Source organism: Citrobacter sp. CF971 (assembly GCF_006385635.1).
In the GTDB taxonomy this organism is placed as follows: domain Bacteria; phylum Pseudomonadota; class Gammaproteobacteria; order Enterobacterales; family Enterobacteriaceae; genus Citrobacter; species Citrobacter freundii.
On record NZ_CP041051.1, the window covers coordinates 4,452,687 to 4,472,881 of the forward strand.

Genomic DNA, 20,195 nt, shown 5'->3' on the forward strand with positions numbered 1-20,195 from the left:
GACATGGCTAACTTTTTTATCAGGCGTCCTATCTTTGCCTGGGTACTGGCTATCATTCTGATGATGGCGGGTGCTCTGGCAATCATACAACTGCCCGTGGCACAGTACCCGACCATTGCGCCTCCTGCGGTCGCCATTTCTGCCACCTATCCTGGTGCAGATGCGCAGACGGTTCAGGATACAGTCACGCAGGTTATCGAACAGAATATGAATGGTATCGATAACCTGATGTATATGTCCTCCACCAGCGACTCGGCCGGGAGTGTGACTATTACGCTGACTTTCCAGTCCGGTACCGATCCCGATATCGCGCAAGTACAGGTGCAAAATAAACTGCAGCTCGCCACTCCGTTACTGCCGCAAGAAGTTCAGCAGCAAGGGATCAGCGTCGAGAAATCGAGTAGCAGCTTTTTGATGGTCGCGGGTTTTGTTTCTGACAACCCCCAAACCACACAGGATGACATTTCCGACTACGTCGCTTCGAACGTTAAAGACTCAATCAGCCGTCTGAATGGCGTGGGTGACGTGCAGCTGTTTGGTGCACAGTACGCCATGCGCATCTGGCTGGATGCAAACTTATTGAACAAATATCAGCTCACGCCGGTTGATGTGATCAATCAGTTGAAGGTACAGAACGATCAGATTGCCGCAGGTCAGTTAGGGGGGACGCCTGCATTACCTAACCAGCAGTTGAACGCCTCTATCATTGCGCAAACGCGACTGAAAGACCCTGAAGAGTTCGGGAAAGTGACTTTACGCGTGAACAGCGATGGTTCGGTTGTTCACCTGAAAGACGTCGCGCGTATCGAGTTGGGTGGGGAAAACTACAACGTCGTGGCGCGTATTAACGGTAAGCCTGCATCCGGCCTTGGGATCAAGCTGGCAACCGGGGCAAACGCGCTGGATACCGCGAACGCTATCAAAGCCAAGCTGGTTGAACTGCAACCATTCTTCCCGCAGGGAATGAAGGTGGTCTACCCATACGACACGACGCCGTTTGTGACCATCTCCATTCATGAAGTGGTAAAAACGCTGTTTGAAGCGATCGTGCTGGTGTTCCTGGTCATGTATTTGTTCCTGCAAAACATCCGGGCAACGCTCATTCCAACCATCGCTGTCCCCGTCGTATTGTTGGGCACATTCGCCGTACTTGCCGCGTTTGGCTACTCGATAAACACCCTGACGATGTTCGGCATGGTGCTCGCCATCGGTCTATTGGTCGATGATGCGATAGTGGTGGTGGAAAACGTGGAACGCGTGATGATGGAAGATAATCTGCCGCCTAAAGAGGCGACGGAAAAGTCCATGTCACAAATACAGGGGGCACTGGTTGGTATTGCCATGGTGCTGTCTGCGGTATTTATCCCGATGGCCTTCTTTGGCGGTTCAACTGGGGCTATCTATCGGCAGTTCTCCATTACCATCGTTTCCGCCATGGCGCTTTCTGTACTGGTAGCGCTGATCCTGACTCCTGCGCTTTGTGCAACATTGTTGAAGCCGGTATCGGCTGAGCATCACGAGAAAAAAAGCGGTTTCTTTGGCTGGTTTAATGCCAAATTCGATCACAGCGTCAATCACTATACCAATAGCGTCAGCGGTATTGTACGTAAAACAGGGCGTTACCTTGTCGTCTATCTGATCATCGTGATCGGAATGGCGGTTCTGTTTATGCGCCTGCCGACCTCCTTCCTGCCAGAGGAGGATCAGGGTGTGTTTATGACAATGATTCAACTTCCGGCAGGAGCTACGCAAGAGCGCACCCAGAAAGTACTGGATCAAGTTACTCAGTACTACCTGACCAATGAGAAAGCTAACGTCGAAAGCGTCTTCACGGTTAACGGTTTTAGCTTCAGCGGTCAGGGGCAAAACTCAGGTCTGGCATTCGTTAGCCTCAAGCCCTGGAATGAACGTAGCGGCGAGGAAAATAGTGTTGAAGCGGTCATTGCACGCGCCACACGCGTGTTCAGCCAGATCCGCGATGGGTTAGTCTTCCCCTTCAATATGCCCGCTATTGTTGAACTGGGTACCGCAACCGGCTTCGATTTTGAGCTGATCGATCAGGGCGGTCTGGGGCATACGGCGTTGACGCAAGCCCGTAACCAACTACTGGGAATGGTGGCTAAACACCCCGATCTGTTGGTTCGCGTTCGTCCTAACGGACTGGAAGATACTCCGCAGTTTAAGCTGGATGTTGATCAGGAGAAAGCACAGGCACTGGGGGTATCGCTGTCGGATATCAACGAAACTATCTCCGCATCACTGGGCGGCTATTACGTCAATGACTTTATTGACCGCGGTCGTGTGAAAAAAGTGTACGTTCAGGGGGATGCAAAATACCGCATGCTGCCAGCGGACATCAATAATCTGTATATCCGCAGCTCCAATGGCGAAATGGTTCCGTTCTCTGCGTTCAGTGCATCACATTGGATTTATGGTTCACCGCGACTGGAACGTTACAACGGTATGCCATCCATGGAAATACTGGGCGAAGCGGCACCAGGGCGAAGCACTGGTGAAGCAATGGCGCTGATGGAAAGTCTGGCGGAAAAACTGCCGAATGGTATTGGTCATGACTGGACGGGTATGTCTTATCAGGAAAGGCTGTCGGGTAACCAGGCGCCTGCGCTGTATGCCATCTCGTTAATCGTAGTATTCCTTTGCCTTGCCGCATTGTATGAAAGCTGGTCTATTCCTTTCTCGGTGATGCTGGTTGTACCGCTCGGTGTTGTAGGTGCATTGTTAGCAGCATCACTGCGCGGGATGAATAACGATGTGTATTTCCAGGTTGGCTTACTAACCACTATCGGCCTCTCGGCTAAGAACGCCATCCTGATCGTCGAGTTTGCCAAAGACCTGATGGATAAAGAAGGCAAGGGGTTGATTGAAGCGACGCTGGAGGCATCACGTATGCGTCTTCGTCCTATCCTGATGACATCCCTGGCCTTTATTCTGGGGGTTATGCCTCTGGTTATCAGTCACGGAGCAGGTAGTGGTGCACAGAATGCGGTCGGTACAGGTGTTATGGGAGGAATGCTGACCGCAACATTGTTGGCTATCTTCTTCGTCCCCGTCTTCTTCGTTGTCGTAAGACGGCGTTTTAGTCGGCACAACGATTAATTTGTAAAATAAAGGCGTCTACGGACGCCTTTTTTACCTACGATGCTCCTCTTTATTTATTAGTAAGATAGCCATTTATTTCATTTAAACTACCCCTCTAAACTCGCCTACGACCTTTCTTTTTATCCATTATTTTTACAATCCACATGAATTGAGATTATTCCTCATGTCAGTCCTTTTTTAAGAAGTGGTAAAATAATCACCGAGTTCGCAGATGGCTTAGCGTTTGTCTTTGCTTAATTAGCGAAACGCTTATTTTGAGGTAACACCATGAAAAGATTAATATCCGTTGCATTGCTTACCGCATTCCTGGCTGGCTGTGCACACGATTCTCCTTGCGTACCTGTATACGACGATCAGGGGCGCCTGGTTCATACCAATACCTGTATGAAAGGCACTACCCAGGATAACTGGGAAACAGCCGGAGCCATCGCCGGTGGTGCTGCAGCCGTTGCCGGACTAACACTTGGGATTGTCGCCCTGACCAAATAAATCATCTCAAAAGCGCGGTTATTACCGCGCTTTGAGCACTAAGCATAAAATCTACATATAAGACAAAATGTTGCTTAATAGCGACTGACATATAATAAAATTATTATAGATTTCCCTCACACATCCACGATTTAAAATTAGCATTTTTTCTGTTTTTCGTTACACCACAGTTTCTTTTCATTATTCTCACGCCATTAATATTAGCGCCAGAAATCGTTATCACGCGTCCTGTCTGATTTTTAAATTTTTTGCGCCGAAATGTGGCTTACGTTTCAATTTTGCACCACTTCAGGGCGCTGCATTTATTTTTTCCTGTCTACACTCTGCATATTGCGTCAAATAATCAGGCGCAAAAAACTGGCACTACCTTTGCTTAAAAGAGTATGGCCAAAGCCACAGACAGGTAAAAGACGTTTTCAGAACGTTTCCATAACAATAATTCCTCCACACAGGATGCTCTATGAAAAAGATGATAATCGCCAGCCTGGCTGCGGCCGGAGTGCTGCTTGCTGTTGCAAATCAGGCGCATGCCGGCGCAACACTTGATGCCGTAAAGAAAAAAGGGTTTGTGCAATGTGGGATCAGCGACGGCTTGCCTGGCTTTTCTTATGCCGATGCAAGCGGCAAGTTCTCGGGTATTGATGTTGATGTATGTCGTGGCGTTGCCTCCGCCGTATTTGGCGATGATAGCAAAGTAAAATATACCCCGCTCACCGCCAAGGAACGCTTTACTGCATTACAGTCTGGTGAAGTCGACATGCTCTCTCGTAATACCACGTGGACCTCCTCTCGTGATGCCGGTATGGGTATGTCCTTCACTGGCGTAACGTATTATGACGGCATTGGTTTTCTTACCCACAATAAAGCAGGTCTGAAGAGCGCTAAAGAGCTGGATGGCGCAACGGTCTGTATTCAGGCGGGAACCGATACCGAACTGAACGTGGCCGACTACTTTAAAGCCAACAATATGAAGTACACCCCCGTCACCTTTGACCGCTCGGATGAATCAGCCAAAGCTCTGGAATCTGGACGTTGCGATACGCTGGCTTCCGACCAGTCTCAGTTGTATGCCCTACGCATCAAGCTGAGCAATCCTGCGGAGTGGATCGTCCTGCCAGAAGTTATTTCTAAAGAACCGCTGGGACCTGTCGTACGTCGTGGGGACGATGAGTGGTTCTCCATTGTTCGCTGGACGCTGTTCGCCATGTTGAATGCGGAAGAAATGGGTGTTAACTCGAAAAACGTCGATGAAAAAGCAGCTAATCCAGCAACTCCGGATATGGCTCACCTGTTGGGTAAAGAAGGGGATTATGGCAAGGATCTGAAGCTTGATAACAAATGGGCCTACAACATTATCAAGCAGGTTGGTAACTATTCGGAGATCTTTGAACGTAACGTTGGATCGGAAAGTCCGCTGAAGATCAAACGTGGACAGAACAACCTCTGGAATAACGGTGGCATCCAATATGCGCCACCGGTGCGCTAATGCGTAGTGATGTAACGGGCGCCGCAACTGCGGCGCTCAGCCCAGAGTCATAGTTACTGAGGTTTTCTTATGTTCCATCGCCGCTCAACCATAAAAGGATCGTTATCCTTTTCTAACCCTGCGGTCCGCGCCTGGTTATTTCAAATACTCGCCGTCATTGCGGTTATCAGCATTGCGGTCTATCTCATTCATAACACGATAAATAACCTGAACAATAGCGGTATTACCTCGGGGTTTTCTTTTCTCGATCGCAGTGCCGGATTTGGTATTGTCCAGCATCTGATTGATTACGAGCAAGGCGATACGTATGGCCGTGTCTTTGTGGTCGGCCTGCTCAATACACTATTAGTTTCTGCATTGTGTATTGTTTTCGCATCAATTCTCGGTTTCTTTCTCGGACTGGCACGCCTGTCAGATAACTGGTTATTGCGAAAACTCTCGACGATCTACATCGAAACGTTCCGCAATATACCGCCGCTGCTGCAGATCTTCTTCTGGTATTTCGCTGTATTACGTAACCTGCCCGGCCCACGCCAGGCTGTTAACGCACTGGATTTGATGTTCCTGAGTAACCGGGGGCTCTATATACCGGCCCCACAAATGGGAGAAGGTTTTTTTGCCTTTTGCACCGCTGTCGTTATCGCTATCGTCGTCACCATCGGATTATTTCGCTTCAACAGAATGCATCAGACCAAAACCGGCCAGCTACGTCGGACCTGGCCCACGGCTCTGGCGTTGGTCGTACTTTTACCGGTGATTTCACAGTGGATGTTTGGCGCTGCGCTTCACTGGGATATTCCCGCGCTTCGTGGTTTTAACTTCCGTGGCGGTATGGTGCTTATTCCCGAACTGGCGGCACTGACTCTGGCGCTTTCGGTGTACACCTCGGCATTTATTGCAGAAATTATTCGGGCGGGAATTCAGGCCGTTCCTTATGGCCAACATGAAGCCGCACGCTCGCTGGGCCTGCCAAATCCGGTGACGCTACGCCAGGTAATCATCCCACAGGCGCTACGCGTCATCATTCCCCCACTGACCAGCCAGTACCTGAATATCGTCAAGAATTCTTCTCTTGCGGCCGCCATTGGCTATCCGGACATGGTTTCACTGTTTGCCGGCACGGTACTCAATCAAACAGGGCAAGCCATTGAAACGATCGCCATCACCATGTCGGTATACCTGATCATTAGTCTGAGTATTTCTTTGCTGATGAATATTTATAACCGCCGTATTGCACTGATTGAGCGCTAAGGAGCCATGATGACAAAAGCCCTGCTGTCTCACCCCTCACGCCAGCGCAGTAATCCGGCAAGCCGCAGCCTACTCTGGGTGCGTAAAAACCTGTTCTCCAGTTGGTCAAATAGCCTGCTCACCCTACTATGCATATGGCTGATTTGGTCATTTCTTCCGCCACTGTTGAACTGGGTATTCTTTCAGGCCAACTGGGTAGGTTCAACCCGAGCAGACTGCACCAAAGCCGGAGCCTGCTGGGTGTTCATTCATGAACGCTTCGGGCAATTCATGTATGGACTTTATCCCCACGATCAGCGCTGGCGTGTAAATCTGGCCCTGATAATTGGTTTGCTGTCTATCGTTCCCATGTTCTTGAAAACAATCCCGCATCGTGGCCGCTATATCGCCGTCTGGGCCGTCGTTTATCCAGTGGTGGTTTGGTGGCTGATGTACGGGGGTTTTTTCGGGCTGGAGCGCGTAGAAACCCGGCAGTGGGGTGGATTAACACTGACGCTAATTATCGCATCCGTGGGGATTGCAGGCGCGCTTCCATGGGGCATTTTACTGGCGCTGGGACGTCGTTCCCATATGCCAGTCGTGCGGGTTTTATCCGTCATTTTCATTGAGTTCTGGCGCGGTGTGCCGTTGATTACCGTTCTGTTTATGTCCTCGGTCATGCTTCCTCTGTTTATGTCCGAAGGAACCAGTATCGACAAGCTTATCCGGGCCCTGGTTGGCGTTATTCTTTTCCAGTCGGCCTATGTCGCAGAAGTGGTTCGCGGAGGGTTACAAGCCCTACCAAAAGGTCAGTATGAAGCCGCTGAATCACTGGCGTTAGGATACTGGAAAACTCAGGGGCTGGTCATTCTTCCGCAAGCCCTCAAGCTGGTTATCCCTGGCCTGGTTAACACGATTATCGCCCTGTTCAAGGATACCAGTCTGGTCATTATCATCGGTCTGTTTGATCTCTTCAGTAGCGTGCAGCAAGCAACTGTGGACCCTGCGTGGCTGGGTATGTCGACAGAAGGATATGTTTTCGCTGCACTGATTTACTGGATCTTCTGTTTCAGTATGTCGCGTTACAGCCAACATCTGGAAAAACGTTTTAACACCGGGCGTACACCGCACTGAGGAATTTATGAGCCAATTATTAATGCCGTCTACCGACGCGATGATTACGCTGGAAAACGTCAACAAATGGTACGGACAGTTTCACGTCCTGAAAAACATCAACCTGAAGGTAAAACAGGGAGAGCGCATCGTATTATGCGGGCCTTCCGGTTCGGGTAAATCGACAACTATCCGCTGTATTAACCATCTGGAAGAGCATCAACAAGGACGCATTGTGGTGGATGGGATTGAACTCAATGAAGACATCCGCAATATTGAGCGCGTCCGACAAGAAGTTGGCATGGTCTTTCAGCACTTTAATCTCTTTCCTCATTTAACTGTCCTACAAAACTGCACACTGGCGCCTATCTGGGTGCAAAAGATGCCGAAAAAAGAGGCTGAAGTACTGGCAATGCACTACCTCGAGCGGGTCCGCATTGCCGAACATGCGCATAAATATCCCGGGCAAATCTCTGGTGGACAACAACAGCGCGTGGCCATTGCACGCTCGCTGTGTATGAAACCCAAAATCATGTTATTTGATGAACCCACATCAGCGTTGGATCCTGAAATGGTAAAAGAAGTGCTGGATACCATGATAGGTCTGGCACAATCGGGCATGACCATGCTATGTGTAACCCATGAAATGGGCTTTGCCCGCACAGTAGCTGACCGGGTGATCTTTATGGATCTTGGCGAGATTGTGGAACAGGCACCACCGGATGAGTTTTTTGCTCACCCCAAATCTGAACGCACTCGTTCGTTTTTATCGCAGGTTATTCATTAAAGCCATATGCCGGATACAGTTCCGGCTTATTTCCGCGTATAAACGCAAAAAGGCCATCCTTTCGGATGGCCTTTCGCTTTTATTTGATGTCTGGCAGTTCCCTACTCTCGCATGGGGAGACCCCACACTACCATCGGCGCTACGGCGTTTCACTTCTGAGTTCGGCATGGGGTCAGGTGGGACCACCGCGCTACAGCCGCCAGACAAATTCTTTTCTAAGTGCCGAACTTTAACCGAAAAACTGGTGCTGATACCCAGAGTCGAACTGGGGACCTCACCCTTACCAAGGGTGCGCTCTACCAACTGAGCCATATCAGCACACTAAATTTGATGCCTGGCAGTTCCCTACTCTCGCATGGGGAGACCCCACACTACCATCGGCGCTACGGCGTTTCACTTCTGAGTTCGGCATGGGGTCAGGTGGGACCACCGCGCTACAGCCGCCAGGCAAATTCTGTTATTAACCCGCTTTTCGCCGGTTAATGTAATCTGTATCAAGCTGAATATGATGTCTGTCTTTCGCCAAAACACCTTCGGCGTTGTAAGGTTAAGCCTCACGGTTCATTAGTATCGGTTAGCTCAATGTATCGCTACACTTACACACCCGACCTATCAACGTCATCGTCTTTAACGTTCCTTCAGGAGACTTATAGTCTCAGGGAGAACTCATCTCGGGGCAAGTTTCGTGCTTAGATGCTTTCAGCACTTATCTCTTCCGCATTTAGCTACCGGGCAATGCCATTGGCATGACAACCCGAACACCAGTGATGCGTCCACTCCGGTCCTCTCGTACTAGGAGCAGCCCCCCTCAATTCTCCAGCGCCCACGGCAGATAGGGACCGAACTGTCTCACGACGTTCTAAACCCAGCTCGCGTACCACTTTAAATGGCGAACAGCCATACCCTTGGGACCTACTTCAGCCCCAGGATGTGATGAGCCGACATCGAGGTGCCAAACACCGCCGTCGATATGAACTCTTGGGCGGTATCAGCCTGTTATCCCCGGAGTACCTTTTATCCGTTGAGCGATGGCCCTTCCATTCAGAACCACCGGATCACTAAGACCTGCTTTCGCACCTGCTCGAGCCGTCACTCTCGCAGTCAAGCTAGCTTATGCCTTTGCACTAACCTCCTGATGTCCGACCAGGATTAGCTAACCTTCGTGCTCCTCCGTTACTCTTTAGGAGGAGACCGCCCCAGTCAAACTACCCACCAGACACTGTCCGCAACCCGGGTAACGGGTCCACGTTAGAACACCAGCCATTAAAGGGTGGTATTTCAAGGATGGCTCCATGCAGACTGGCGTCCACATTTCAAAGCCTCCCACCTATCCTACACATCAAGGACCAGTGTTCAGTGTCAAGCTATAGTAAAGGTTCACGGGGTCTTTCCGTCTTGCCGCGGGTACACTGCATCTTCACAGCGAGTTCAATTTCACTGAGTCTCGGGTGGAGACAGCCTGGCCATCATTACGCCATTCGTGCAGGTCGGAACTTACCCGACAAGGAATTTCGCTACCTTAGGACCGTTATAGTTACGGCCGCCGTTTACCGGGGCTTCGATCAAGAGCTTCTCCTTACGGATAACCCCATCAATTAACCTTCCGGCACCGGGCAGGCGTCACACCGTATACGTCCACTTTCGTGTTTGCACAGTGCTGTGTTTTTAATAAACAGTTGCAGCCAGCTGGTATCTTCGACTGATTTCAGCTCCACGGGTAAACCGCTTCACCTACATATCAGCGTGCCTTCTCCCGAAGTTACGGCACCATTTTGCCTAGTTCCTTCACCCGAGTTCTCTCAAGCGCCTTGGTATTCTCTACCTGACCACCTGTGTCGGTTTGGGGTACGATTTCGTGTTACCTGATGCTTAGAGGCTTTTCCTGGAAGCAGGGCATTTGTTACTTCAGCACCGTAGTGCCTCGTCATCACACCTCAGCGTTAAAAAGGTACCGGATTTACCTGGAACCTCCGCCTACATGCTTAAACCGGGACAACCGTCGCCCGGCTAACATAGCCTTCTCCGTCCCCCCTTCGCAGTAACACCAAGTACAGGAATATTAACCTGTTTCCCATCGACTACGCCTTTCGGCCTCGCCTTAGGGGTCGACTCACCCTGCCCCGATTAACGTTGGACAGGAACCCTTGGTCTTCCGGCGTGCGGGTTTTTCACCCGCATTATCGTTACTTATGTCAGCATTCGCACTTCTGATACCTCCAGCATACCTCACAGTACACCTTCAACGGCTTACAGAACGCTCCCCTACCCAACAACACATAGTGTCGCTGCCGCAGCTTCGGTGCATGGTTTAGCCCCGTTACATCTTCCGCGCAGGCCGACTCGACCAGTGAGCTATTACGCTTTCTTTAAATGATGGCTGCTTCTAAGCCAACATCCTGGCTGTCTGTGCCTTCCCACATCGTTTCCCACTTAACCATGACTTTGGGACCTTAGCTGGCGGTCTGGGTTGTTTCCCTCTTCACGACGGACGTTAGCACCCGCCGTGTGTCTCCCGTGATAACATTCTTCGGTATTCGCAGTTTGCATCGGGTTGGTAAGTCGGGATGACCCCCTAGCCGAAACAGTGCTCTACCCCCGAAGATGAATTCACGAGGCGCTACCTAAATAGCTTTCGGGGAGAACCAGCTATCTCCCGGTTTGATTGGCCTTTCACCCCCAGCCACAAGTCATCCGCTAATTTTTCAACATTAGTCGGTTCGGTCCTCCAGTTAGTGTTACCCAACCTTCAACCTGCCCATGGCTAGATCACCGGGTTTCGGGTCTATACCCTGCAACTTAACGCCCAGTTAAGACTCGGTTTCCCTTCGGCTCCCCTATACGGTTAACCTTGCTACAGAATATAAGTCGCTGACCCATTATACAAAAGGTACGCAGTCACCCCATAAAGAGGCTCCCACTGCTTGTACGTACACGGTTTCAGGTTCTTTTTCACTCCCCTCGCCGGGGTTCTTTTCGCCTTTCCCTCACGGTACTGGTTCACTATCGGTCAGTCAGGAGTATTTAGCCTTGGAGGATGGTCCCCCATATTCAGACAGGATACCACGTGTCCCGCCCTACTCTTCGAGTTCACAACCTGTGCATTTTGGTGTACGGGACTATCACCCTGTACCGTCGGACTTTCCAGACCGTTCCACTAACACACAAGCTGATTCAGACTCTGGGCTGCTCCCCGTTCGCTCGCCGCTACTGGGGGAATCTCGGTTGATTTCTTTTCCTCGGGGTACTTAGATGTTTCAGTTCCCCGGTTCGCTTCATTACGCTATGTATTCACGTAATGATAGTGTGTCGAAACACACTGGGTTTCCCCATTCGGAAATCGCCGGTTATAACGGTTCATATCACCTTACCGACGCTTATCGCAGATTAGCACGTCCTTCATCGCCTCTGACTGCCAGGGCATCCACCGTGTACGCTTAGTCGCTTAACCTCACAACCCGAAGATGTTTCGTAAAACATCATCGTGTTGCGAAAATTTGAGAGACTCGAACACACCGCTTTTCATTTCTTATTACGGAGAAATGAAACAGTGTGTCGTTTCAATTTTCAGCTTGATCCAGATTTTTAAAGAGCAAAACTTCGCAGTGAACCTTTTCAGGTACACTCTGAAGTTTTCTTGTGTTTTTGCAGTAAAGATGGTGGAGCTATGCGGGATCGAACCGCAGACCTCCTGCGTGCAAGGCAGGCGCTCTCCCAGCTGAGCTATAACCCCATCGTAAATGCTAATCTCTGTACCCTAATTCGTTTCCGGGCAAGGCGCGGGGGTGCGAAGCATACTGAAGTATGCGAGCATCGCCGTAACACAGCACGGAGGCGAATTTGGTAGGCCTGAGTGGACTTGAACCACCGACCTCACCCTTATCAGGGGTGCGCTCTAACCACCTGAGCTACAAGCCTGCAGAGATTTTCTTACTGCTAATTTTCATCAGACAATCTGTGTGAGCACTACAAAGGTCGGTTCTTTAAGGTAAGGAGGTGATCCAACCGCAGGTTCCCCTACGGTTACCTTGTTACGACTTCACCCCAGTCATGAATCACAAAGTGGTAAGCGCCCTCCCGAAGGTTAAGCTACCTACTTCTTTTGCAACCCACTCCCATGGTGTGACGGGCGGTGTGTACAAGGCCCGGGAACGTATTCACCGTGGCATTCTGATCCACGATTACTAGCGATTCCGACTTCATGGAGTCGAGTTGCAGACTCCAATCCGGACTACGACATACTTTATGAGGTCCGCTTGCTCTCGCGAGGTCGCTTCTCTTTGTATATGCCATTGTAGCACGTGTGTAGCCCTACTCGTAAGGGCCATGATGACTTGACGTCATCCCCACCTTCCTCCAGTTTATCACTGGCAGTCTCCTTTGAGTTCCCGGCCTAACCGCTGGCAACAAAGGATAAGGGTTGCGCTCGTTGCGGGACTTAACCCAACATTTCACAACACGAGCTGACGACAGCCATGCAGCACCTGTCTCAGAGTTCCCGAAGGCACCAAAGCATCTCTGCTAAGTTCTCTGGATGTCAAGAGTAGGTAAGGTTCTTCGCGTTGCATCGAATTAAACCACATGCTCCACCGCTTGTGCGGGCCCCCGTCAATTCATTTGAGTTTTAACCTTGCGGCCGTACTCCCCAGGCGGTCGACTTAACGCGTTAGCTCCGGAAGCCACGCCTCAAGGGCACAACCTCCAAGTCGACATCGTTTACGGCGTGGACTACCAGGGTATCTAATCCTGTTTGCTCCCCACGCTTTCGCACCTGAGCGTCAGTCTTTGTCCAGGGGGCCGCCTTCGCCACCGGTATTCCTCCAGATCTCTACGCATTTCACCGCTACACCTGGAATTCTACCCCCCTCTACAAGACTCTAGCCTGCCAGTTTCGGATGCAGTTCCCAGGTTGAGCCCGGGATTTCACATCCGACTTGACAGACCGCCTGCGTGCGCTTTACGCCCAGTAATTCCGATTAACGCTTGCACCCTCCGTATTACCGCGGCTGCTGGCACGGAGTTAGCCGGTGCTTCTTCTGCGAGTAACGTCAATCGCTGCGGTTATTAACCACAACGCCTTCCTCCTCGCTGAAAGTACTTTACAACCCGAAGGCCTTCTTCATACACGCGGCATGGCTGCATCAGGCTTGCGCCCATTGTGCAATATTCCCCACTGCTGCCTCCCGTAGGAGTCTGGACCGTGTCTCAGTTCCAGTGTGGCTGGTCATCCTCTCAGACCAGCTAGGGATCGTCGCCTAGGTGAGCCGTTACCCCACCTACTAGCTAATCCCATCTGGGCACATCCGATGGCAAGAGGCCCGAAGGTCCCCCTCTTTGGTCTTGCGACGTTATGCGGTATTAGCTACCGTTTCCAGTAGTTATCCCCCTCCATCGGGCAGTTTCCCAGACATTACTCACCCGTCCGCCACTCGTCACCCAAGGAGCAAGCTCCTCTGTGCTACCGTTCGACTTGCATGTGTTAGGCCTGCCGCCAGCGTTCAATCTGAGCCATGATCAAACTCTTCAATTTAAGTTTGATGCTCGTGAATTAAACTTCGTAATGAATTACGTATGTTCACTCAGAGACTTGGTATTCATTTTTCGTCTTGCGACGTTAAGAATCCGTATCTTCGAGTGCCCACACAGATTGTCTGATAAATTGTTAAAGAGCAGTTGCGACGCGCTTTAGCGCTCTGTCGCGAGGTGGCGTATATTACGCTTTCCTCTTTCAGAGTCAACCCTCATTTTCAGGTTTTTCTCTTCAACCGAACCAGCTGTTTGCGTGAAGTGATTCACATCCGCCGTGTCGATGGAGGCGCATTATAGGGATCCCATTTTTTAGCACAAGTATTTTTTGGATCTTTTTTTCTGAATGCTTGTTTTTCACTCCTTTCGCTACATTCCTGCGCAATTTGACTGATTTTTGATAGCTAAACCACTTGCACAGTCTCAATAATCCAACCAAAGTCTTCATTACTGCTCTATTTTCGTTGAGGTAAACATGTCTGATGTATTGCGTCCTTATAAGGATCTTTTCCCACAGATCGGAAATCGCGTGATGATCGACACCAGTAGTGTCGTCATTGGTGATGCTCGTTTAGCTGATGATGTCGGAATTTGGCCACTGGTTGCCATTCGTGGCGACGTTAACTATGTACAAATTGGTGCCCGTACAAACATCCAGGACGGCAGCGTTCTCCATGTCACGCATAAATCCACGTCTAATCCGCAGGGTAATCCACTGATCGTGGGTGAGGACGTTACGGTTGGTCATAAAGTCATGCTACACGGCTGTATCATTGGCAACCGTGTATTAGTCGGCATGGGATCGATTCTGCTGGATGGCGTAGTCGTAGAAGACGACGTTATGATTGGGGCTGGTAGCCTGGTTCCACAAAACAAGCGCCTGGAAAGCGGATATCTGTACCTGGGAAGCCCGGTTAAGCAAATCCGTCCATTAAGCGATGAAGAGAAAGCAGGCTTACAATATTCAGCTAACAACTATGTTAAGTGGAAAGACGAGTATTTAAGTCAGAGTAACCACACCCAACCTTGAGCATCTTCCTGCTGGGCCTGGATCAATGCTTCAGCTTCTTCTTCCAGATCCCAGCGATGCTGTTGAAATATTTCCAACCACTGCTCAGGCGTGTCGCCGCCAAAGCGGGACGCCATAATCTCTCCAGATATGGCACATGTTAACTGCATACCATGAACCATCGCTGGAAACACAACGGCGTTAACATCCGTGCACCATTCTTCCCGATCGGGAAACTGGATCGCCTGATTCATGCCGACAATTCCTGTTGCATGCTTTTTATGACAGGCTCCACCTGTGGCAAAACGCCATGCCAAAGTAAAACTGCATGCGCAGCCTGCCCCACCAGCATCCCCAGGCCATCGGCATAATGTTTCGCCCCATGCGAAACACACCAGGAAAGAAACGGTGTGTTCCCTTTCTGATAAAACATGTCATAACAATAGACCGAAGGGTGGATAAGAGATGCTGGAATAGCTGGTATCTCACCGCTCATTCCGCTGGATGTGGCATTGATGATCAAATCAAAACTGCAATTATCAAGATCGTCCATTCCCACCGCCTGCACACTGCCGGTGTGGGAGAAGATTTGTGCCAGTTCTTCAGCGCGCGAAGCGGTACGGTTAACAATAGTCACCGCACAATCCATAGAAAGAAGAGGTAATAAAACTCCACGGGATGCACCACCCGCACCAATCAGCAGAACTCGCGATCCGGGATGAATGAAAGATAAACGCTCAAGATCGCTTAATAAGCCGATACCATCCGTGTTGTCTCCCAGTAAACGCCCATCCTCCAGCCGTTTAAGGGTGTTGACCGCTCCAGCAAGCGATGCCCGCTCCGTTAGTTCATCAGCACGTGCAAACGCCTCTTCTTTAAAAGGCACAGTGACATTTGCCCCCTTCCCGCCCTCAGCAAAAAAAGCGTTCAGCGTATTCACAAAATCATTGATGGGCGCCAGTACACGCCCATAAGAATGATCAATCTTCAACTGCTCTGCAAATTGCTGATGAATAAAGGGCGATTTACTGTGCGCTATCGGATTACCAAAAACAGCATAGGCTTCTTTCATATTACCCCTGTCGAAACTGTTCACCCGTCAGAGCATCACGGATCTCCGAAGGATTCAAACGGCCTCCGGTCTCCCCCTCAACCACAGGAAAGTCTGTACCAAACTGCGCACGGACTTCCTCAACCGTTCTGCAAGGCGGTAAGCCACTCAGATTAGCACTGGTAGAGACTAATGGTTTGCCATAAGCCTGGCACAATGCAACCACCAGCGGATGATCGGTAACACGCACGGCCAACGAGTCAAAACGACCGGTCAACCAACGAGGCGTAGTCGCGGGCGCCGGGAAAACGAAAGTAACAGGCCCAGGCCAGCGGGCGAACACAGCCTCACGTTGGGCCTCGGTGAGCATGCTATCGTCGATATAGGGTTTTAGCTGGTCAAAGCTTGCCGCAATCAAAATTAAACCTTTATCGACTGGGCGTTGTTTTAACTCTAACAGACGGGTAACAGCCGTTTCGCTGTCGGGATCGCAACCGACACCGAAAACAGCTTCAGTTGGATAGGCGATGACTTTTTCTTGTTTCAGAACCGCTATCGCCGCAGCGATAGCGTCTGTGGGCAGGTTATTATTCACTTTTTTATTCCGCCGAAATCGGCTTTCCACATTGTTTACTGGCACAGAAATGCTTCACACCCTGTGCGGTTTTCTTTTCGATGAGAAGCGGATAATGACACTCAGGACATTCTCCGGATAACGGTTTGAAGTTAATGACAAACTGGCACTCCGGATAGCGATCGCAGGAGTAGAAGGTTTTGCCATAACGGGAACGCCGCTGGACAAGATGACCAGTCTGGCATTGAGGACAGACTATTGCTGTTTCATCAGGCTTGTCGATGAGCTCGGTGTGATCGCACGCAGGATAGTCACTGCATCCAATGAACATACCGAATCGTCCCTGTCTCAGCACCAGCTCAGCGCCACATGCAGGACAAAGCTTACCCTCCAGAACTTTGACAATATGTCCGTCCGCGGAAGATTTCAGCGGACGGATGTAATCGCATTCTGGATAGTGTGAACAACCGAGAAACGGACCGTGTTTCCCGGAACGAATAACCAATTCAGCCCCGCATTGTGGGCAGGGCTCATTTTTACGCACCGTGAACAGTGCTGATTTAGCCATAACAACTCATACTGAATGAAGATTGATTAATGCAGCATACCTTCATTCACTTCAAAGAGTAATTCTTCCATTTGCTGATAGGCATTTTCACAACCTGGAATGTTGAATAGCACCATCAGGATTACCCACTTCAGGTCTTCCAGATCGAACTCTGCCGTATCCAGCGCGAGTACACGCTCAATGACCATTTCTCGCGTTTCGAGGTTTAGCACCTGAATCTGCTCCAGGAATAGCAGGAATCCTCTACAGCTTGCATCCAGTCGATCGCACTCTTCCGCAGTATAAATACGTATAGAAAGAGGGTCAGATGCCAGTTGCATAGGTTCAGCAAGGCCATCCTGATAGTCAGCAAGCTTTTCCAGCCAAAGTAACGCGTTGTAAATGTCTTCACGATCAAAACCAGCGTCGGTAAGATCCCGTTCCAGTTTGTCCTGATCCACACGCAGCTCAGCTTCGTTATGGATATATGTCTCAAACAAATACATTAGTACGTCGAACATGGCATGCCCTCCTCAATCGGACATAGCCGCCGGGTACAGCTGCGATCCACCCTGCTAACTCCAGTTCGAGCAGTTGAGCCACTACCTCTGGCACAGGTTGGCCGGCACGTTCAGCGACGACGTCAACAGGTGTTACCTCATCTCCTACGTTAGCCAGGAGCTCCGGAAATGGCAATGCCACCTCTTCGTGATCTGGCGAATAAATTGATTTTTCAGGTTCATCTGGCAACCATTGCAGCCCATATTGCAAATTTTCAAGAATTTCCTCTGGTGTCGTCACAAGCATGGCTCCCTGCTGAATTAGCCAATGCGGGCCTTCACTTCCCGGGCTCCCAATCGGCCCTGGTAAAGCAAACACCTCCCGCCCTTGTTCCAGTGCACAGCGAGCAGTAACCAGTGACCCGCTACGCTGTGCAGCTTCGACGACCAGTACACCTTTACTTAGACCACTGATAATGCGATTTCGTCGGGGAAAATTGCGTGGCAAAGGGAGCGTATCTAATGGGAACTCAGACACCAGTGCACCACCTGCCTCAATCAGTCGCTGAGCAAGACGGATATGCTGTCGTGGGTGAATGGTCTCAAGTCCATTTCCCAGCACCGCAATACTTATGCCTTGTCGGTTTATCGCAGCACTGTGTGCCACGCCATCAATTCCCCGGGCCAGACCGCTGGTGATCGTCACACCACATGCTGCAAGCTTTTCACAAAACAATCGCCCCCAGCGTTCACCATACCAGGAGTGCTGTCTGCTGCCGACAACGGCCACCTGGAACGAGCGAAGACATGCGGGATTTCCTGCGACAAAAAGCACCCCAGGATAATCCTCAATCGCACGGAGCTGTGGCGGGTAATGCTCGCTGTCGGCAACCACAAAATGGTGGTTAGGCTGTTCAAGCCAACGCAACGTTTTTTCCAGCGTCAGATCCGAAAAGGTTAAAAAGCGCCTTGCCTGGCGGGGAGAGAATCCTGCCTGCAGGAGTACCGCGTTGCTAATCGACGGTTGAGTATTGAGCCAGTGGGCAATGCGCACCATCTCATCACCATACAGTTCATTCACTTGCGCTAAACGTAGCCAAATTTCGATTTGGGTCATCCTTGTCCCCCTGCCACAAGCAGTCCTGGCAATCTTTGCGATTGGTCACTGATGCTGTCAATCAGAGGGGGTTTTGTCTAGAATAGAGGTAATAATCTTTTCAACTCCTGAATACAACTCTGGATAACTATGTCAGTTTTGCAAGTGTTACATATTCCGGACGAGCGCCTTCGCAAAGTCGCAAAACCGGTCGAAGAAGTGAATGCAGAAATTCAGCGCATCGTTGATGATATGTTCGAAACGATGTATGCCGAAGAAGGTATCGGCCTGGCAGCAACACAGGTCGATATTCATCAGCGCATCATCGTTATTGATGTCTCTGAAAACCGCGACGAGCAGTTGGTACTCATTAACCCAGAGCTGCTGGAAAAAGACGGCGAAACCGGCATTGAAGAAGGCTGTCTGTCGATTCCTGAACAGCGTGCGTTAGTACCACGCGCAGAGAAAGTAAAAATTCGTGCGCTCGATCGCAACGGCAAATCTTTTGAACTGGAAGCCGATGGCCTACTGGCTATCTGCATTCAACATGAAATGGATCACCTGGTCGGTAAACTGTTTATCGATTATCTGTCTCCGTTGAAGCAACAACGTATTCGTCAGAAAGTTGAAAAACTCGACCGCCTGAACGCCCGAGCTTAAGGACAAGAATCAACGTGTCAGACTCACTACGTATTATTTTTGCGGGTACACCTGACTTTGCAGCGCGTCATCTCGACGCGCTGTTGTCTTCTGGACACAACGTCGTTGGCGTGTTTACCCAACCGGACCGCCCGGCGGGACGCGGTAAAAAGCTGATGCCCAGCCCGGTCAAAGTGCTGGCGGAAGAAAAAGGGATACCGGTTTTCCAACCTGTCTCTCTTCGCCCTCAGGAAAACCAGCAGTTGGTTGCTGATTTACGCGCAGACGTGATGGTGGTGGTGGCATATGGCCTGATTCTGCCAAAAGCCGTACTGGAAATGCCGCGTCTGGGTTGTATCAACGTTCACGGCTCCCTGCTTCCACGCTGGCGTGGTGCAGCACCGATCCAGCGCTCACTGTGGGCAGGTGACACCGAAACAGGTGTAACCATCATGCAGATGGATGTTGGCCTCGACACCGGAGATATGCTGCTTAAGCTGTCTTGCCCGATTACGGCAGAAGATACCAGCGGTTCGTTATACGATAAGCTGGCAGATTTGGGGCCGCAGGGGCTGATTGAAACGCTAAAACAGCTGGCTGCCGGCACAATAAACCCGGTGGTACAAGATGAATCACTGGTTACGCATGCAGAAAAACTCAGCAAAGAAGAGGCCCGTATCGACTGGTCGCTTTCAGCTGTTCAATTGGAACGCTGCATCCGCGCCTTTAACCCATGGCCAATGAGCTGGCTTGAAATCGACGGTCAACCAGTGAAAGTCTGGCAAGCTTCGGTTATTGCGGAAAACACCCAGGCTGCGCCAGGCACCATTCTGGAGGCAACAAAGCAGGGTATTCAGGTCGCAACGGGCGACGGCATCCTGAATCTCGTCTCTTTGCAGCCTGCCGGTAAAAAAGCCATGAGCGCGCAGGATCTGCTTAATTCACGCCGGGAATGGTTTGTACCCGGTAACCGTCTGGTCTGACGGTTCATCTCTTTAAGCCCGGTGTTTCCGGGCATTTTTATTTTTGCG

Annotated in this window: 15 protein-coding genes, 3 tRNA genes and 4 rRNA genes; 9 read left to right on the forward strand and 13 right to left on the reverse strand. The window is 50.5% G+C overall.

Annotation, left to right across the window (positions count from 1 at the left end):
* Positions 1-3 precede the first annotated feature (3 nt).
* From E6P06_RS25025 to E6P06_RS25050, 6 genes are all read left to right on the forward strand, one after another.
* Positions 4-3,117 carry an efflux RND transporter permease subunit gene (locus E6P06_RS25025; RefSeq protein ID WP_139935822.1) on the forward strand — a complete coding sequence of 1,038 codons (3,114 nt, stop codon included), beginning with the start codon at positions 4-6 and terminating at the stop codon, positions 3,115-3,117.
* 270 nt (positions 3,118-3,387) lie between these two features.
* Positions 3,388-3,609 (forward strand): lipoprotein, encoded by a 222-nt coding sequence (locus E6P06_RS25030; protein ID WP_003025292.1) that lies wholly within the window; start codon positions 3,388-3,390, stop codon positions 3,607-3,609.
* A 460-nt stretch (positions 3,610-4,069) separates the two neighbouring features.
* The gene (locus tag E6P06_RS25035; protein ID WP_003025295.1) at positions 4,070-5,095 is read left to right on the forward strand and encodes an amino acid ABC transporter substrate-binding protein; all 1,026 of its coding nucleotides are present in this window, start codon (positions 4,070-4,072) and stop codon (positions 5,093-5,095) included.
* A 69-nt stretch (positions 5,096-5,164) separates the two neighbouring features.
* Positions 5,165-6,346 carry an amino acid ABC transporter permease gene (locus E6P06_RS25040; protein ID WP_032938248.1) on the forward strand — a complete coding sequence of 394 codons (1,182 nt, stop codon included), beginning with the start codon at positions 5,165-5,167 and terminating at the stop codon, positions 6,344-6,346.
* Positions 6,347-6,355: 9 nt separating this feature from the next.
* A complete protein-coding gene (locus tag E6P06_RS25045; protein WP_003025299.1) occupies positions 6,356-7,459 on the forward strand; it encodes an amino acid ABC transporter permease in 1,104 nt (367 codons plus the stop codon).
* Positions 7,460-7,466: 7 nt separating this feature from the next.
* Positions 7,467-8,225: an amino acid ABC transporter ATP-binding protein gene (locus E6P06_RS25050; protein WP_003844799.1), complete on the forward strand. Its 759-nt coding sequence runs from the start codon at positions 7,467-7,469 to the stop codon at positions 8,223-8,225.
* 88 nt (positions 8,226-8,313) lie between these two features.
* Here E6P06_RS25050 and rrf (E6P06_RS25055) read toward each other — a convergent pair.
* From rrf (E6P06_RS25055) to E6P06_RS25085, 7 genes are all read right to left on the reverse strand, one after another.
* Positions 8,314-8,429, reverse strand: a 5S ribosomal RNA gene (gene rrf, locus E6P06_RS25055).
* Between the two features lie 38 nt (positions 8,430-8,467).
* A tRNA-Thr gene (locus E6P06_RS25060) sits at positions 8,468-8,543 on the reverse strand.
* A gap of 14 nt (positions 8,544-8,557) precedes the next feature.
* Positions 8,558-8,673 (reverse strand): 5S ribosomal RNA (gene rrf, locus E6P06_RS25065).
* Between the two features lie 95 nt (positions 8,674-8,768).
* A 23S ribosomal RNA gene (locus E6P06_RS25070) occupies positions 8,769-11,673 on the reverse strand.
* A 206-nt stretch (positions 11,674-11,879) separates the two neighbouring features.
* A tRNA-Ala gene (locus E6P06_RS25075) sits at positions 11,880-11,955 on the reverse strand.
* Between the two features lie 108 nt (positions 11,956-12,063).
* A tRNA-Ile gene (locus E6P06_RS25080) sits at positions 12,064-12,140 on the reverse strand.
* A gap of 71 nt (positions 12,141-12,211) precedes the next feature.
* Positions 12,212-13,752 (reverse strand): 16S ribosomal RNA (locus tag E6P06_RS25085).
* Together the 16S, 23S and 5S rRNA genes with 3 tRNA genes alongside form the textbook arrangement of a ribosomal RNA operon.
* Before the next feature lie 471 nt (positions 13,753-14,223).
* Between E6P06_RS25085 and E6P06_RS25090 the strand changes: the two genes are divergently transcribed.
* A complete protein-coding gene (locus E6P06_RS25090; RefSeq protein ID WP_003031171.1) occupies positions 14,224-14,778 on the forward strand; it encodes a gamma carbonic anhydrase family protein in 555 nt (184 codons plus the stop codon).
* Here the strand turns inward: E6P06_RS25090 and E6P06_RS25095 are convergent.
* From E6P06_RS25095 to dprA, 6 genes are read right to left on the reverse strand one after another with little or no spacing between them, the layout of a single operon-like run.
* Entirely contained in the window at positions 14,754-15,011 is a 258-nt protein-coding gene (locus E6P06_RS25095) for a DUF1488 domain-containing protein (RefSeq protein WP_044702712.1), read from the reverse strand. The two genes, E6P06_RS25090 and E6P06_RS25095, sit on opposite strands and share 25 nt — an antisense overlap.
* Complete coding sequence (gene aroE, locus E6P06_RS25100; RefSeq protein WP_032938694.1) at positions 15,008-15,829, reverse strand: shikimate dehydrogenase; 822 nt, start codon at positions 15,827-15,829, stop codon at positions 15,008-15,010. The genes E6P06_RS25095 and aroE overlap by 4 nt, the downstream gene beginning before the upstream one ends.
* A gap of 1 nt (position 15,830) precedes the next feature.
* Positions 15,831-16,403 (reverse strand): L-threonylcarbamoyladenylate synthase type 1 TsaC, encoded by a 573-nt coding sequence (gene tsaC, locus E6P06_RS25105; RefSeq protein WP_003031166.1) that lies wholly within the window; start codon positions 16,401-16,403, stop codon positions 15,831-15,833.
* 4 nt (positions 16,404-16,407) lie between these two features.
* Positions 16,408-16,950: a type I DNA topoisomerase gene (locus tag E6P06_RS25110; RefSeq protein WP_003842156.1), complete on the reverse strand. Its 543-nt coding sequence runs from the start codon at positions 16,948-16,950 to the stop codon at positions 16,408-16,410.
* A gap of 26 nt (positions 16,951-16,976) precedes the next feature.
* On the reverse strand, positions 16,977-17,450 hold the full coding sequence (gene smg / locus E6P06_RS25115; protein ID WP_003031162.1) for a DUF494 family protein Smg: 474 nt from the start codon (positions 17,448-17,450) through the stop codon (positions 16,977-16,979).
* Positions 17,422-18,546: a DNA-protecting protein DprA gene (gene dprA / locus E6P06_RS25120; RefSeq protein WP_057102442.1), complete on the reverse strand. Its 1,125-nt coding sequence runs from the start codon at positions 18,544-18,546 to the stop codon at positions 17,422-17,424. Before dprA ends, smg begins: the two co-directional genes overlap by 29 nt.
* A 129-nt stretch (positions 18,547-18,675) precedes the next feature.
* On the opposite strand from dprA, the gene def reads away from it, so the two are divergent.
* On the forward strand, positions 18,676-19,185 hold the full coding sequence (gene def, locus E6P06_RS25125) for a peptide deformylase (RefSeq protein ID WP_003031159.1): 510 nt from the start codon (positions 18,676-18,678) through the stop codon (positions 19,183-19,185).
* Positions 19,186-19,199: 14 nt separating this feature from the next.
* Positions 19,200-20,147: a methionyl-tRNA formyltransferase gene (gene fmt, locus E6P06_RS25130; protein ID WP_003845229.1), complete on the forward strand. Its 948-nt coding sequence runs from the start codon at positions 19,200-19,202 to the stop codon at positions 20,145-20,147.
* The last annotated feature ends 48 nt before the right edge of the window (positions 20,148-20,195 follow it).

What these genes read in the sequence shown, in the direction of transcription:
- E6P06_RS25025 (WP_139935822.1), top strand. Translation starts at nt 4, where the DNA reads ATGGCTAACTTTTTTATCAGGCGTCCTATCTTTGCCTGGGTACTGGCT.
- E6P06_RS25030 (WP_003025292.1), top strand. Translation starts at nt 3,388, where the DNA reads ATGAAAAGATTAATATCCGTTGCATTGCTTACCGCATTCCTGGCTGGC.
- E6P06_RS25035 (WP_003025295.1), top strand. Translation starts at nt 4,070, where the DNA reads ATGAAAAAGATGATAATCGCCAGCCTGGCTGCGGCCGGAGTGCTGCTT.
- E6P06_RS25040 (WP_032938248.1), top strand. Translation starts at nt 5,165, where the DNA reads ATGTTCCATCGCCGCTCAACCATAAAAGGATCGTTATCCTTTTCTAAC.
- E6P06_RS25045 (WP_003025299.1), top strand. Translation starts at nt 6,356, where the DNA reads ATGACAAAAGCCCTGCTGTCTCACCCCTCACGCCAGCGCAGTAATCCG.
- E6P06_RS25050 (WP_003844799.1), top strand. Translation starts at nt 7,467, where the DNA reads ATGAGCCAATTATTAATGCCGTCTACCGACGCGATGATTACGCTGGAA.
- E6P06_RS25090 (WP_003031171.1), top strand. Translation starts at nt 14,224, where the DNA reads ATGTCTGATGTATTGCGTCCTTATAAGGATCTTTTCCCACAGATCGGA.
- E6P06_RS25095 (WP_044702712.1), bottom strand. Translation starts at nt 15,011, where the DNA reads ATGAATCAGGCGATCCAGTTTCCCGATCGGGAAGAATGGTGCACGGAT.
- aroE (WP_032938694.1), bottom strand. Translation starts at nt 15,829, where the DNA reads ATGAAAGAAGCCTATGCTGTTTTTGGTAATCCGATAGCGCACAGTAAA.
- E6P06_RS25110 (WP_003842156.1), bottom strand. Translation starts at nt 16,950, where the DNA reads ATGGCTAAATCAGCACTGTTCACGGTGCGTAAAAATGAGCCCTGCCCA.
- smg (WP_003031162.1), bottom strand. Translation starts at nt 17,450, where the DNA reads ATGTTCGACGTACTAATGTATTTGTTTGAGACATATATCCATAACGAA.
- dprA (WP_057102442.1), bottom strand. Translation starts at nt 18,546, where the DNA reads ATGACCCAAATCGAAATTTGGCTACGTTTAGCGCAAGTGAATGAACTG.
- def (WP_003031159.1), top strand. Translation starts at nt 18,676, where the DNA reads ATGTCAGTTTTGCAAGTGTTACATATTCCGGACGAGCGCCTTCGCAAA.